Below are 13755 nucleotides of genomic sequence, written 5' to 3'. Positions count from 1 at the left end.
CGCGGCCCCGCCGCTTTCTAGGTTCACGTCCATGTTCATGTTCAAGAGACGAGAAACCGGAAGCGGAACCCGGACCGGGGCGGGTACCGGGTCGGGTACCGGGCGGCCCCTGCTCGCCTGCGTCGTGCTGGCCTCGGGGGCGGCGGCCGTCATGGCGCTCGCCCCGGGCGGCCTGGGCACGGCCCGTGCCGTGGAGGTGACGGAGGGCGCCTCGGCGTCCGTCTACCGGTCGGTGACCCGGGCGGTGGCCGACGCGCCCTCCTGGGCGGGACCACTGCTGGAGGCGGCCACCGACGGCACCCTGGTGGTCCTCGGCCTGCTGCTGGCGTGGGTCTGGTGGAGCGCCGTACGGCGCGGGGACACCCGGGTCTCCGCGGGCACGGTGCTCACCGGCATCGGCACCGTGGCGGCGTACGCGGTCAGCGAGGCGGCGAAACTGGTGGTGGACGAGGAACGCCCCTGCCGGGCCCTGCGCTCCATCGCGGAGACGGCCGCCGAGTGCCCGCCGCCCGGCGACTGGTCCTTCCCGAGCAACCACGCCACCCTCGCCGTCGGCCTCGCCGTGGGCCTCGCCGTGCTGCGCCCGCGCCTCGCTGCCGTCACCCTGCCGGTGGGCGCGGCGGCGGCGCTGCTGCGGGTCGCGGTGGGGGCGCACTACCCGCACGACGTGCTGGCCGGCGCGGTCCTCGGGGCCTCGGTGGTGGCGGCCGTACTCCTTGCGTTCCTGCCGCTCGCCCGGCGTGCGGCGTCAGCGGTCGAGCGGCGGCTGCGCGGGCGCGACGATTCCGGCCTCGTGGGCGACGACGGCCGCGGCGGCCCGGTTGTCCACGCCCAGCCGGGCCAGGATGGAGCTCACGTGCGCCTTGACCGTCCCTTCCACCAGGTGGAGCCGCCGGGCGATCTGCCCGTTGGACAGCCCGCTGCCGAGGAAGGCCAGTACGTCGCGTTCCCGGCCGGTGAGCGCGCCGACCCGTTCCCGGGCGGCGGCGCGGCGGCCGGCCAGGGCGCCCGCGCCCGTCGCCGAGAGATGGGCGACGACCCGCGCCGCGACCTTCGGTGACAGGTAGGCGGCCCCGTCGGCCACCGCGCGGACCCCCGCGATCAGCTCCTCGGGCTCGCCCGACTTGATCAGGAAACCGGTGGCGCCGCCTCCCAGCGCCTGGAGGATGTAGTCGTCCTCGCCGAAGGTCGTGAGCATCACGACCCCCGTCTCCGGCACGGTGCGCCGGATCTCGGCCGCCGCCTCGATGCCGTTCGTCCCGGGCATCCGGATGTCGAGCACGGCGACGGCCGGGCGGTGGCGGCGTACCAGCTCCACGGCGTCGCGCCCGTCGGCGGCCTCGGCGACGACGTCGATGTCCGGATCGGTGGACAGCACGGAGCGCACCCCCGCGCGGATCATCGGCTCGTCGTCCGCGATCAGCACCCGGATCACCGCCCGCTCACCCCTGTGGTGTGTGGCGCGCTCATGGCGTCAGTGCTTCCCGGGGCATCAGCCGGAATCATGGCGTCAGCGCCTGCTTGCACATCACCCGGAATCATGGCGTCAGCGCCTGCTCGCACATCACCCGGAATCATGGCGTCAGCGCCTCCTTGGACATCAGCCGGCCGTCCCGGAAGCAGAGCCGGTAGGCGTCCCCGGACCGGTCGTCGAAGCGGTCCGCCGTCATCGCGTAGTACCGGCATGTGATGCCCTCTCCCTTCGGTTCCCCGGCCACCGGCCGCTGCGTGGTCTCGCGGTCGGGCAGCAGCCGCCCGACGCTCTCCCGATCCTGTCCCACCCGCAGCCGGGCGTAGTCGCCCGGGTCCAGCACGGACAGCCGGGCCGAGCGGATGTCCCAGGCCATCAGCGCCGCACTCAGCACCGCCCACGCCACCAGGGGCAGCACGACCGCGACGGCCAGCGCCCGGCGGGCGCGGCTGCGGGCGTGCCGGTGTTCCGGGGGCAGGGCCGGGGGCGCGGCCCGGGGAGCCGCAGGTGCTCGATGGGCGGGTGCGGCGAGTGCGGCGGGCGTGGCGTGCGGTATCCGTGCGGTGACCGCGAAGCCGCCCCCGTACGGTCCGTACGCGAACTCGCCGCCCGTCAGCCGTACCCGTTCGTCGAGCCCGATCAGTCCCCGCCCGGTGCCCGGGAGGTCCTCGGTGCGGGCCGGTGCGGGCGCGGGCCCGTTCTCCACCCGGACCGTCGTCTCCCCGGCCGCGTGCGTCACCCGCACGTCCACCCGTGCCCGCGGCGCGTGCTTGGCCGCGTTGGTCAGGGCCTCCTGGACCACCCGGTGGGCGGCCCGCCCGGCCGCCGGGGACATGGCGCCGGCCTCCCCCTCGACCCGCAGGCCGACCGCGAGCCCGGCGGCCGCGGCCTCCTCGACCAGCCGGGGAATGCCGCCGCCGGGCTGCTGCGGGGACTCCTCGCCCGCCTCCTCGCGCAGCAGGCCGATCACCTCGCCGAGCCGCTCCACCGACGCGGCCGCGCGGGCCCGGATCTCCCCGGCCGCCGCCCGGTGCGCCTCGTCGAGACCGGGGGCCAGCTTCAGGGCGCCGGCCGACAGGGCGATGAGGCTGAGGTCGTGCCCGAGGACGTCGTGCATGTCCTGGGCGATCCTGGCCCGTTCGCGGGACCGTGCCTGCTCGGCGACGAGCCGCTGTTCGCGCTCCAGCCGGCCCGCCCGCTCCCAGCCCGCCCGGACGAGCTCCTGGTACTGACGCCAGAACCGCCCCGCGAACCACGGCAGCATCGCGGCCACCGCCACCACCGCGGAGAACCGCCCCGCCATCAGCAGCCAGGAGGGCACCAGGGCCACCGCCACCACACCACCGGCCAGCACCGCCACCAGCACCAGGACCGTGGGCCCGGTCCTCCCCGGCTCCCGCCCCGCGAAGAACGCCGCCACGGCTGCGGGCAGCGCCCACCACATACTGACCGTGCTCAGCCCGACACAGAACGCCGCCGCGACGGCGAGCAGACTCCCCGGGGCGACGAGGGCCCGCCGGACCGCGCCGATCGACATCACTCTCTCCACCCGCACGACCGTACGCAGTCGCGGAGCGCCCCGACACTGCCGAAAGTCACCGTTGCCGACCGCCCGGCGCCGGACAAGCGGGGAACGGCGCCGGGGCGGCCGCACTCCGGGCGACGACGGCAGTTCGACGACAGTCCCTAGATCCCCCGGTACTTCGGCGCTCTCCGCTCCACGAAGCTCGCCACGCCCTCGTTGGCGTCCTGCGTCGTCATGTTGATCTCCTGGGCCATGGCCTCGGCGGCGAACGCCGTCGACCGGTCGGCGTCCAGCGACGCGTTGACGAGCTGCTTGGTGAGGGCGATCGACCGGGTCGGTCCCTCGGCCAGCCGCTGCGCCCACTCCCGCGCCGTCGCCGCCAGCTCCTCGTCCGGCACGACCCGGTTGACCAGCCCCAGGCGTTCCGCCTCTGCTGCCGGGAGCGAGTCGCCGAAGAACATCAGCTCCTTGGCGCGCTGCGGGCCGATCAGCCGCGGCAGCAGATACGCGCCGCCGCCGTCGGGTACGAGGCCGCGCCGTACGAACACCTCGATGAACTTCGCCGATCCGGCGGCCAGCACCAGATCGCAGGCGAACGCGAGATGGGCGCCGATGCCGGCCGCCGTGCCGTTGACGGCCGCGATGACGGGTTTCTCGCAGTCCAGGACCGCGGCGATCAGCCGCTGCGCACCGAGCCGGATCGTACGGGCCACATCGCCCGGCACCCGCTCGCCGGTCGCCGGGGCGCCGCGCAGGTCGGCGCCCGCGCAGAAACCGCGGCCGGTGGCGGTGAGGACGACGGTCCGGACCGCCGGATCGGCGGAGGCCTCGGCGAGCAGGCCGATGACGCGTTCCCGCTGCTCCCAGGTGACGGCGTTCATCGCTTCGGGGCGGTTGAGCGTGATCCACGAGACGCCGTTGTCAGTGGCGTGGAGTACCAATGAATGGAGCGGGTCGGCGGATTCGGCGGACTCGGTGATGTCTTCGGGGGAGGACGGCATGGGGCAGCTCCTGGGTGGTCGTGGTGGCGGTCGGGAAGGCGGTCGGTTCGGGCGATGGTGCCTGCGGCGGCGGGGCCGCCGGGGGAAGGCCCGGTCAGCGGCAGACGGCGAGCGCGTCCAGCGCCACCGCGCCCTGCCCCCGCCCGAGCACCATCAGCGGGTTGATGTCCAGTTCGGCGAGGTCGTCGCCCAGTTCCAGCGCCATCCGCTGCACCCGCAGCACGACCTCGACGAGCGCGTCCACATCCACCGGCGGACCACCGCGCACACCCTCCAGCAGGGCCCGGCCGCGCAGTTCGGCCAGCATCGACCGTGCCTGGTCCTCGCCGAACGGCGGCACCCGTACCGCCGCGTCGTGCAGCACCTCGACGAGTACGCCCCCGAGCCCGACCGTCACCGTCGGCCCGAACAGCGCGTCCTGGGTGACGCCGACCATCATCTCGACGCCCCGCTCGACCATCTGGCAGACCAGGATCCCGTCCAGCTCGATGCCCTCGAACCGTGCGATGTCGGTCAGTTCGCGATAGGCGTCCCGCACCTGGCTCGCGGAGGTGAGCCCGACCTTGACCAGGCCCAGTTCGGTCTTGTGGGCGAGCCTGGCGCCCGACGCCTTCATGACGACCGGGTAGCCGACCAGTGCCGCGGCCCGGACGGATGCCGCGGCGCTGGTCACCAACTGTTCGCGCGGCACGCGGATCCCGTACGCCCGCAGCAGCTGCTTCGCCGCGTGCTCGCTCAGCTGCTGGCCCGGACGCATCAGTGCCTGCGCCTTGCGGAACGAGGGCGAGGGCGTGCGCGGCGCCTCGTCGAAGGGGGAGCGGTAGGAAGCGGCGAACCGGTGGTGGTCCAGGTAGGCCTTCACGGCGGTGATGCAGTTGCCGAAGGTGCGGAAGGTGGCGACGCGGGACGAGCCGAGCAGCGTCGTGCGGTACGCCTCCTCCGTGCCGACGGGCGAGCCCCACACCACGCACACCAGTTTGTCCGTGGCCTCCGCCGCGTCCACCAGGTCCTGCGCGAGCTTGTCGCTCATCGGCGGGAAGGGGCCGGTGATCGGACAGATCAGCACCCCGACGTCGGGGTCGGCGAGTATCGCGTCGATGATCTTCCGGCCGCGCCAGTCGCCGACCGGATGCCCGCCGTTGTCGACCGGGTTCGCCACGTTCAGATAGCCGGGGATCCACTCGTGCAGCTCGCGCTGCTTCGCCTCGGACAGGGTGGGCAGGCTCAGCCCCGCGCCGGTCGCCAGGTCCGAGAAGTGCGCGCCCGTGCCGCCCGAGATCGAATACACGACGACCCCCTCGGCCTGCGGCTTCCGGGCCCGCGCGAGCAGCGCCGCGGTGTCCTGGAGTTCGTCGAGCCCGTCCACCCGGATCACGCCGAACTGCCGCATCGCCGCGTCCACCACCTGGTCGGCGCCGGTCAGCTTGCCGGTGTGTGACGCGGCCATCCTGGCCCCCGTCTCGGTACGCCCCACCTTGACCGCCACGACCGGGACCCCGGCCCGCGCGGCCCGGTCCGCGGCGAGCAGGAAGGAGCGACCGTCCTTGAGCCCCTCCACGTAACAGGCGATGGCCCCGACCTCGGGGCGCTGAGAGAAGTACGAGATGAAGTCGGCGGTCTCCAGATCCGCCTCGTTGCCCGTGGGCGCCCAGTGCGAGAGCCGCACGCCCAGCTCCTGAAGGGTGTAGACGGGGCGGCCCTGGTGACCGGACTGGGTGATCAGCGCGATGGCCGGCCCGTCCAGATCGTCCCGGAACTCCTCGAAGGCGTTGAGGTTGGTGTTCGGCCCGAGCAGCCGCAGCCCGGACCGTTCCACCGCGGCGGCCAGCCGGGCCTGGGCGGCGGCGCCCTCCTCGCCGGTCTCGGCGAACCCGGAGGCGAAGGCGACGGCGAACCGCACCTTGGCCTGGGCGAGTTCCTCGATCACCGGGAGCGGGTCGCCGACGAGCAGCACGGCCAGATCGACCTGCTCCGGCAGCTCCGCGACGGAAGGAGAACAGGCCAGCCCGAACACGGACTCCCGGGTGGGGTGCACGGGATACAGCCGCGCCCCGACCCGCTCGGCCCAGCGGATCAGCTGCCGGGTGATGCCGGTGTTGGGCCGTCCCTCGGTGTCGGACGCGCCGACGACGGCCACGGAGCCGGGCCGGAAGAACCGGTCCAGATCCGGTACGGCCGCGTACAACGGCCGGCCGCTGACGTCCAGCACGCCTTCCGTTGCGGCGGCGACCGTCATGCTGTGGACGGCGGCATGCGGCTCTTCGCCGCAGGCCACCACCCTGGCGCGGAAGTCGGTGGTGAGGGTGCCGTGAGTCGATCCAAGCATCGTTCCGCCCACTCCTGCTCGGGGTCCGTCGGGTTGATCGTGCCGGGCCAGCCAAAAGCTGACGCTCTGTCAGGTTACTGAACTGACGGCTCGTCAGGAATGGTTGTGCAGGCAAAGCCTGAGCGAGGGGGAGGCATCGGCCGGATCCGTACAACCTCCGGGTGATCTTGAAGGTCCAATGGTCGGGCCGGACACACCGGCCGTCGTTCGCCATCCATGGCCCACCCCTGGGAGAAACATGAGACCCGTCTCCGTCCGGCGTACCGTGCGCCTCGGCGTCTGTGTCGCCGCAGCCGCCGGACTGCTGACCGCCGGACTCGCGGCTCCCGCGTTCGCCGAGGAGCAGACCGATCAGCTCTGGATACAGGCCCCCAACGAGCAGAAGCTGACGCCCGGCGGCAGCTCGTCGGAGGGCAGCCCGCTGGACATCGGGCTCTACCACGACAACGACAACTTCGCCGTCACCGACGGCCGGCTCTCGGTCGACATCTCCGGTGTCGCCGGGGTGGCCGATGTGACCTGGCCCGACAACTGCGCCCCGACCGGGACCACGGCCGTGTGCACCGTCCCCGAGGTCCCCGTCATCGGCGAGGCCTACAGCCCGCAGGTCCACCTCACGGTCCGCGCCGCCGACGGTGCCGAGCCCGGGGCCCAGGGGCGGATCACCTACGCCGCCGTGGCCACCGGCGGCCCCGACGGCACGCTGGAAGCCCCGCTCGACTCGTTCGACACCACGGTCTCGGTCGGTTCGGCCCCCGACCTGTCCCTCGGGGAGATCGCCCCGGTGAAGAACCTCCAGCCGGGCACCGTCCGGACCGTGCCGTTCGCGGTGACCAACAAGGGCAGCGAGCGGTCCGAGGGCCTCACCGTCACCTTCACCGCTTCGTACGGGCTCGACTTCCTCACCGAGTACACCGAGTGCGCCTACAGCACGACCGGCGGCGACTACGCCCCGATGTCCCAGGCCACCTGCTCCTTCGACCAGGTCATCGAGCCGGGCGACTCCTTCACCCTGCCGACGCCGCTGCGGGTCGCCCTCGCCGCGCACGCGTACACCGAGCGGCTGGACATCAGCGTCGAGCCCGGCAACGGAGCCGCCGACCTCTCGGACGAGGACAACTACACCATCGCCGCCTTCGGCGCGGTGAACACGGCGGACTTCGCGGCACAGGGTGCTCAGGTCACGGGCGGCGTCGGCGAGACCGTCACCGCCGAACTCGGCTTCCGCAACAACGGCCCCGCCTGGATCGGCAACCTCGGTTCCGGCGACCCGGTCGCGGCCGTCGACTTCACCGTCCCCGAGGGCGCCACCGTCACCAACGCCCCCGTCGACTGCGAGCCGCGCACCCTGAGCGGCGGCTACTACCCGCAGCGGACCGGCGCCCCGCGCTACAGCTGCGAGATGCCGTACTGGGCGCTGCCGGACACGACGCGTTCCCTCCCGTTCCAGCTGCGCATCGACCGCGTCGTCCCCGGTGCGACCGGCCGCGTCATGCTCACCACCGGCGGCTCCAGCCCCGCGACCTTCCCCTTCGACCCGCAGCCGGCCAACAACACGACCCAGCTCACGGTGAACGCCACGCCCGCGATCTGACTGACGCCCCCGATCTGACTGAGGAACACGAGCGCGGGGCGGCTGCTGATCCCGGCCGGTGCGAGGACGCGTAGCTCACGGACTCAGCCCCATGCTGCGAACGTGACAGTGGATGGGGGAAGTGTCACGTTCTTCGCATCGCGGGGGTGGACGGTGCCCGGAGTTGTGGGCTGGTACCGGCGCGGAGGCCTTGGACAGGTTCAAGCATGAGATCTCGAACGGGTAGCCCCGTGAGTGGTCCGCGCCCCGGATCACCAGTCGATGTGCGCGTTGATCCACCGGCCCGGGCCGTCTTCGTCGTCCGGATCGGTGGGGGTGCATCTCCCCGACTACCAGGAATCTCCGGGCGCCCAGGTCTCCGAACGGGTGGTGACGGGCAGCGCGACGAGTTCGGCGACGGCCTCGGCGGTCAACGGGCGGTGCGCGAGAGCGTGTACGGGTATCGGCACGGCGATCACTCCGGAAGCCGCGGTCCGTGCGGCCTCAGCCCCGGCGTGCCACCCTCTTCGCGATCTTCCGCGCGTCCAGGGCCAGTTCGCGCAGCATGCCGCTGATCGGGTTGGTGAAGCCGGTGAAGTACAGACCGGGAGCCTGCTTGGGGGTGCGGGCGCCGTGGACCACCGGCCGGCCCCGGGCGTCCAGTACGCCGAGATGGCCGACCAGGCCCTCCAGGGCACGCCGGTAGCCGGTCGCCGCGATCACCGCGTCCGGGGTGATCCGCTCGCCGTCGGCCAGTACCACCGCGTCCCCGTCGAACGACTCGACGGCCGCCACCGGTACCACCCGGCCGCGCTTCACCGCGTCGATCAGTCCCACGTCCTGCACCGGGATCGCGCCGTCCTTGACCCGTGAGTACAGACCGGTGTCCGGGCGGGGGAGGCCCTGCGCGGAGAGGTCGGGCACGGCGGCCCTGGCCATCAGGCGCCCGGCCCGGTCGACCAGACGGACCGGCAGCCTGCGTACCAGGATGCCGGTCAACTGCGCGGGCCAGCCCGCCGTCGAGCGGCGCACGATGTGCGGCACGGTGCGCACGGCGATCCGGACCCGCGACGCCCCGCCCTCGACCAGGTCGACGGCGATCTCCGCGCCCGTGTTGCCGATGCCGACGACCAGGACGTCCTTGCCCGCGTACGGGGCGGGGTTGCGGTAGTCGCAGGCGTGGACCAGATCGCCGGTGAAGGTGTCGAGGCCGGGCCAGTCGGGGACGCGCGGGGTGTGGTTGAAGCCGGTGGCGACGACGACCGCCCGGCCGGTCAGCACCCGGCCGCCGGTCGCGGTCAGCTGCCAGTCCCTGCCGTCCGGGGCGCGGTCGATCCGGGACACCTCGACGCCCGTCACCACCTCCAGCTCATGGTGCTCGGCGTACTTGTCCAGATAGCGCACCACGTCGTCCCGGGACACCCAGCGCCCGAACCGACGCGGCATCGCGAGCCCCGGCAGCGCGGACCGGCTCCGGGTCGTGTGGAGGTGCAGCCGGTCGTAGTGGCGGCGCCAGGACGCGCCCACGTTCCCGGACTTCTCCAGCACGACCGCCCGTACGCCCTGCTCGCGCAGGGCCGCCGCGGCTGCGAGACCGCCCGGACCGCCGCCGACCACGTAGACGGGACGGCCCTCGGTGAGGTCGGTGGGGGCCGATATGGGGATACCGGCGGTAAGTGCGCTGTCGGACATGGTTCGGAGCGTAATCGCGCACCCGGTTGATGGGTCTCGGTCAAGACCGGAATCGATTGCGAATTGATCACGGGTGCACGCCTTCTGTTCGAGCTTCACCCGTCTCTTGTCCACTCCTTGCGCACCTCTTGCGCGAGTTGCCTGCCATCGGGTGAACTGACGTACCGTCAGATTCAGCGAACGGAGGCCCCATGCAGACGATCTGGCTCGGCGGAGCCGAGTGGCTCGCCGTTCTCCGGATAGGCCTCGGCCTGTGGTGGCTGGAGAGCTGGCGGCACAAGGACAAGAAGGGCTGGTTCGAGCGCGGAACGGGCATCGCCTGGGCCGCGGATGTCGCGGGCAAGCACCGCTGGCCGGTCGTACGCACCGGATTCCAGAAGATCGTCGCCCCGCGCCCCAAGGTCATGGCATACGTCGTCGTGTACGCCGAACTCGCCCTGGGACTCGGCCTGGTCGTCGGATTCCTCACCCCGGTCGCGCTGGTCGCGGGGCTCCTGCTCAACCTGCTCTATCTGGTGCTGATGATCCACGACTGGGCCGAGCAGGGACAGAACGCGATGATGGCGCTCATCTCGCTCGTCGCGCTGTTCGCTATGGCCTGGCAGACCTGGTCCCTCGACAACGCGATCGGACTCTTCCTGTGACCGCGGCCGCCGTACGTTTCGACCTTCCCGAGCCCGACGCCTTCACCCGCCCGTACTGGGACGCCGCCGCCCGGGGGCGGTTGCTGCTGCGCCGCTGTCACGACTGCGGGCGCGCGCACCACTACCCGCGCGAGTTCTGCCCGCACTGCTGGAGCGAGGACTGCGCCTGGGAGCGGGCGAGCGGGGACGCCACGCTCTACACCTGGTCCGTCGTCCACCGCAACGACCTGCCGCCGTTCGGCGCCCGCGTCCCGTACGTCGCCGCCGTGGTCGACCTGGCGGAGGGGCCGCGGATGATGACGGAGGTCGTGGGGTGCGAGGAGTCCGCGCTCGCCATCGGCATGGCGCTGCGGGTGACCTTCCGGCAGGAGGAGGGGGAGGAGGCCGTCCCGGTCTTCCACCCCGGGGACCGCTGAGCGCGCTTCGCCGGACGGGCCCGCCCTACTTCTTCCGCTGCGCGGGGCCGAGAGCGGGCGGGCTCTGGTCGTCCCCAGGGAGGCCGGTGTCGCCGCTCTCCCACTCGGGGTCGTAGGCGCAGGGCACGGAGGTACCGCCGGTGAAGTACTCCCGGTCCGGGTACCAGATGAAGGACATCCGCTCGGAGCCGTCGTCCCGCTGGACGTACAGATCCCAGGACTTGCTCTTCCCGCCCTCGCGGTAGGACGTGACCTCCCAGCCGTCGTCCTTGAGCTGCCGGTGCAGTCGGCGGTGGCCGGAGACGGCCTGGTTCGCGGGCACGTGGTCCAGCGCCCAGCTGTGGCTCATCCGGTAGGCGCCGTCGACGGTCTTGTCCTCCAGCCCGAGCAGACCCCCGTCGTAGCAGTAGCCCGAGCTCAGCGTGTTCTCCGTGCTGACGCCGATCTTCTCGACCCCCGGCCGCACGGTGCGCGTGAACCCCATGAGGTCGTACGCCTCCTGGGAGCGCTGGAAGGCGCGGTCCGCCATCTTCTCGGGCGCGGTCCGGGGAAAGTCCGTCGACCCCGAAAGGCCCCCTGAGAGCAGGACGACCAGAACGACAACGGGGACGACGAGGAGCGCGACGCAGCCGCATCCGAGGGCCCCGAGAACGGAAGAGGGGGACCTGGACCCGGCCGGGGCGGGGTCGGGGGTGGCGTCGGTGGGTGCGGTCTCGTCGGGCATACGGGGGACGGTATGCCCTCGGCGGAGGGCGCCGGATGGGCGCGGTCACCCGCAAGGAGTAGGTATGCGTACTCAGTTGATCCGCACCGGGGTGCCGGTGCGGATCGGCGCGACTCAGGGCTCGATGCTGCGCAGCTTGCGCCGTTCGCGGAAGTTCGGGTGGCGTACGACCACACCGCCCATGCCGCAGGAGCCCGTCAGCCGGAGGAGCGGGGCGCCGGGGGTCCGCGCGTCGCTGGTCTTGTCCTTCAGACCGCCGATCCCCAGGTCCAGACTGTCGGTGTGTACGGTCCAGCCCTCCGGGATCACGATCTTCACCCCGGCCATCTCGCCGCGCACTTCCAGCGAGATCTCGCGCAGCCGGCACTCGGCGCGGGTGAAGTCGATCCGGACGCCGCCGATGCCGCCCTGGGCGCGTATCACCGGGGGAACCTTCCAGACACCCGAGCGCGTCGCGCCGTGCATGCCGCCCTTGAGGACCAGCGGTTCACCGGTGGCCACCTCGATGGGGACCAGGTCCTCGGTGAGGGGCGCGAGTTCGGCGTAGGTCTTGGCGGAGAGCGCCGCCCCGAGCCGGGTGTCCAGCTCGTCCATGTCGATGCGGCCCTCGGCCGCCGCCTCGCGCAACTGCTCGACCACCGCCTCGCGATCGGCATCCGAAGCGCGCATACGGGCGGCGGAACGGGCGGGCTCAGCAGTCATGGAAGCGATGATACGGGCGGGTGTCGCGCAGGGCCTCCCCGTCCCTTCCCCGCTCTTTTCCCTCGCTTTCCCACGGTCTTTTCTCTGTCCGCGTCACAGCCCCGGTGCCCCCCACACCGGGAACCACCGGGCCAGGTCCTTCTCCACCCGCAGGTCGTCGCCGAGCACCGCTCTGACCTGCAACTCCAGCTGGTTGTCCCGCCTCTCCACACCGCCGGGCAGGGGTGCGAACGGGTAGAACGTGCCGCGCTTGTAGAGGTAGACCAGGGCCAGCGGACGGTCCCGCGCATCGCGGAAGCCGATCAGGGAGCAGAGCAGGTGCGGGCCGAACCCGCCGTCCTGGAGCAGGGTGTTGACCGCGTGCAGGTCGTTGACCAGGGCGGCGGTGTCATCGGCCGGGCGGCGGGAGAGCAGCCAGGTGTAGCCGTACGCGTCCTGGCTGAACTCCACCGGGATTCCGCCGCGGCCGGTGTCGGCGTCGAGCAGTTCTCGTACGTCCTGCTGGACGCGGGCGAAGGTGCCGCCCTCGACCTCCGCGAAGCAGACCGAGCCGAGACCGGTCGGTGTGAAGCCCGCGCCCGCCTGGAGGGTGAGGGCGGCGGAGGGTACGGCGAAGAGCTGGTCGAGGTCGGGGCGGACCGGCTTGCTGCGGCCGAGGATGGTGTCGAGAAGACCCATGGGGCGTTCCTCCGGGCGTCGCTTCGGGTGCCGTATCGGCTTCGCATCGGGCGTTGCTCACGGACGGGCGAGGTCGGCGGAGATGCGGGCCAGCTGGTCGAGGCGCTGTTCGAGGGTCGGGTGGGAGGAGAGCAGCCGGCTCAGGCTCTCCTTGGAGGAGAACGCGGGGACGAAGTAGAAGGCGTTGTACGGCTCCGCCTTCCGCAGGTCCTCGGTCGGGATACGGGCCATCTGGCCGGTCACCTTGGTGAGGGCGGAGGCGAGTGCGGAGGGGCGGCCGGTGAGCAGGGCGGCGGTGCGGTCGGCGGAGAGCTCGCGGTAGCGGGAGAGCAGCCGGGTCAGCAGGAAGCTCAGGGCGTACACGACCGCGCTGACCAGCGGGATCAGCATGATCGCGATGCCGACTGGGTCATTGCTGCGACTGTTGCGGGAGAGCCCGCCCCACAGGGCGACGCGGGTGATGACGCCGGCGAGCACGCCGAGGAACGAGGCGATCGTCATGACGGCGACATCGCGGTGCGCCACGTGCGACATCTCGTGCGCGAGCACACCCTCCAGCTCCGGGGGATCGAGTCTGCGCAGCAGACCGGTGGTGGCGCAGACGAGGGCGGTCTTCTCGCTGCGGCCCGTCGCGAAGGCGTTCGGTACGTCGCTCCGGGCGATCGCCACGCGTGGTTTCGGCATGTCGGCAAGGGCGCAGATCCGGTCGACGGCACCGTGCAGCTCGGGCGCCTCCTCCGGGGTGACCTCATGGGCGCCCATGCTGAACGCCGCGATGCGGTCGCTGAACCAGAACTGCGCGATGAACATGCCACCGACGAGGATCAGAATGATCGGCCAGGCGCCGCGCAGCACGGCGAGCAGCACGCCCACGAGCACCACGTACAGCAGGCCGATCAGGAACATGGTGCCGACCATGCGCGTGGTCAACCCGCTGTCGGGGGCGTAACGGGAACGGGGACGCGCGCCGGCGCGGGTACGGGAAAGGGTTCGGCTCATTTTC

The 13755-nt window shown here is 72.3% G+C and carries 12 protein-coding genes and 1 pseudogene; 4 read left to right on the top strand and 9 right to left on the bottom strand.

Translation table 11 applies throughout. The annotated features are described in order from the left end of the window. Positions 1–37: 37 nt before the first annotated feature. Positions 38–778 (top strand): annotated as a pseudogene (locus tag OG842_RS16990) (phosphatase PAP2 family protein); the annotation flags it as partial. Here the strand turns inward: OG842_RS16990 and OG842_RS16985 are convergent. The 4 genes from OG842_RS16985 to OG842_RS16970 all read right to left on the bottom strand — a co-directional run bounded on the left by OG842_RS16985 (position 749) and on the right by OG842_RS16970 (position 6323). After that, a complete protein-coding gene (locus tag OG842_RS16985) occupies positions 749–1435 on the bottom strand; it encodes a response regulator transcription factor (protein ID WP_266730588.1) in 687 nt (228 codons plus the stop codon). The pseudogene OG842_RS16990 and the gene OG842_RS16985 overlap by 30 nt on opposite strands. Before the next feature lie 139 nt (positions 1436–1574). Continuing rightward, positions 1575–3020 carry a sensor histidine kinase gene (locus OG842_RS16980; protein WP_443063987.1) on the bottom strand — a complete coding sequence of 482 codons (1446 nt, stop codon included), beginning with the start codon at positions 3018–3020 and terminating at the stop codon, positions 1575–1577. Positions 3021–3157: 137 nt separating this feature from the next. Then, entirely contained in the window at positions 3158–3997 is an 840-nt protein-coding gene (locus OG842_RS16975; protein WP_266730586.1) for an enoyl-CoA hydratase/isomerase family protein, read from the bottom strand. 94 nt (positions 3998–4091) lie between these two features. Beyond that, positions 4092–6323: an acetate--CoA ligase family protein gene (locus tag OG842_RS16970; RefSeq protein WP_266730585.1), complete on the bottom strand. Its 2232-nt coding sequence runs from the start codon at positions 6321–6323 to the stop codon at positions 4092–4094. A 238-nt stretch (positions 6324–6561) separates the two neighbouring features. On the opposite strand from OG842_RS16970, the gene OG842_RS16965 reads away from it, so the two are divergent. Continuing rightward, positions 6562–7917 carry a hypothetical protein gene (locus OG842_RS16965; protein WP_266730584.1) on the top strand — a complete coding sequence of 452 codons (1356 nt, stop codon included), beginning with the start codon at positions 6562–6564 and terminating at the stop codon, positions 7915–7917. A 483-nt stretch (positions 7918–8400) separates the two neighbouring features. On the opposite strand, the gene OG842_RS16960 is transcribed toward OG842_RS16965, so the two are convergent. After that, positions 8401–9588 (bottom strand): flavin-containing monooxygenase, encoded by a 1188-nt coding sequence (locus OG842_RS16960; RefSeq protein ID WP_266730582.1) that lies wholly within the window; start codon positions 9586–9588, stop codon positions 8401–8403. 191 nt (positions 9589–9779) lie between these two features. Here OG842_RS16960 and OG842_RS16955 point away from each other — a divergent pair, with 191 nt between their 5' ends. Continuing rightward, positions 9780–10232: a DoxX family membrane protein gene (locus OG842_RS16955; RefSeq protein WP_266730580.1), complete on the top strand. Its 453-nt coding sequence runs from the start codon at positions 9780–9782 to the stop codon at positions 10230–10232. Beyond that, on the top strand, positions 10229–10648 hold the full coding sequence (locus OG842_RS16950; RefSeq protein ID WP_266730578.1) for a Zn-ribbon domain-containing OB-fold protein: 420 nt from the start codon (positions 10229–10231) through the stop codon (positions 10646–10648). The genes OG842_RS16955 and OG842_RS16950 overlap by 4 nt, the downstream gene beginning before the upstream one ends. A gap of 25 nt (positions 10649–10673) precedes the next feature. Here OG842_RS16950 and OG842_RS16945 read toward each other — a convergent pair whose 3' ends face one another. From OG842_RS16945 to htpX, 4 genes are all read right to left on the bottom strand, one after another. Then, positions 10674–11372 (bottom strand): hypothetical protein, encoded by a 699-nt coding sequence (locus OG842_RS16945; RefSeq protein WP_266730576.1) that lies wholly within the window; start codon positions 11370–11372, stop codon positions 10674–10676. 114 nt (positions 11373–11486) lie between these two features. Then, positions 11487–12074, bottom strand: coding sequence for a DUF1707 SHOCT-like domain-containing protein (locus tag OG842_RS16940; protein WP_266730574.1), 588 nt, complete (start codon positions 12072–12074; stop codon positions 11487–11489). A gap of 93 nt (positions 12075–12167) precedes the next feature. Then, the gene (gene pspAB / locus OG842_RS16935; RefSeq protein WP_266730572.1) at positions 12168–12752 is read right to left on the bottom strand and encodes a PspA-associated protein PspAB; all 585 of its coding nucleotides are present in this window, start codon (positions 12750–12752) and stop codon (positions 12168–12170) included. A gap of 57 nt (positions 12753–12809) precedes the next feature. Next, positions 12810–13751, bottom strand: a complete 942-nt coding sequence (gene htpX / locus OG842_RS16930) for a zinc metalloprotease HtpX (RefSeq protein WP_266730571.1) — start codon at positions 13749–13751, stop codon at positions 12810–12812. Positions 13752–13755 lie beyond the last annotated feature (4 nt).

The organism is Streptomyces sp. NBC_00376, from assembly GCF_036077095.1.
Lineage (GTDB): Bacteria > Actinomycetota > Actinomycetes > Streptomycetales > Streptomycetaceae > Streptomyces.
The sequence above is the reverse complement of the archived record's forward strand: the minus strand, read 5'-3'. Positions and strand labels throughout refer to the sequence as shown.

Bases quoted from the DNA above. Each gene is read 5' to 3' on its own strand.
- OG842_RS16975 (WP_266730586.1), bottom strand. From the start codon at position 3,997: ATGCCGTCCTCCCCCGAAGACATCACCGAGTCCGCCGAATCCGCCGAC.
- OG842_RS16970 (WP_266730585.1), bottom strand. From the start codon at position 6,323: ATGCTTGGATCGACTCACGGCACCCTCACCACCGACTTCCGCGCCAGG.
- OG842_RS16965 (WP_266730584.1), top strand. From the start codon at position 6,562: ATGAGACCCGTCTCCGTCCGGCGTACCGTGCGCCTCGGCGTCTGTGTC.
- OG842_RS16960 (WP_266730582.1), bottom strand. From the start codon at position 9,588: ATGTCCGACAGCGCACTTACCGCCGGTATCCCCATATCGGCCCCCACC.
- OG842_RS16955 (WP_266730580.1), top strand. From the start codon at position 9,780: ATGCAGACGATCTGGCTCGGCGGAGCCGAGTGGCTCGCCGTTCTCCGG.
- OG842_RS16945 (WP_266730576.1), bottom strand. From the start codon at position 11,372: ATGCCCGACGAGACCGCACCCACCGACGCCACCCCCGACCCCGCCCCG.
- OG842_RS16940 (WP_266730574.1), bottom strand. From the start codon at position 12,074: ATGACTGCTGAGCCCGCCCGTTCCGCCGCCCGTATGCGCGCTTCGGAT.
- pspAB (WP_266730572.1), bottom strand. From the start codon at position 12,752: ATGGGTCTTCTCGACACCATCCTCGGCCGCAGCAAGCCGGTCCGCCCC.
- htpX (WP_266730571.1), bottom strand. From the start codon at position 13,751: ATGAGCCGAACCCTTTCCCGTACCCGCGCCGGCGCGCGTCCCCGTTCC.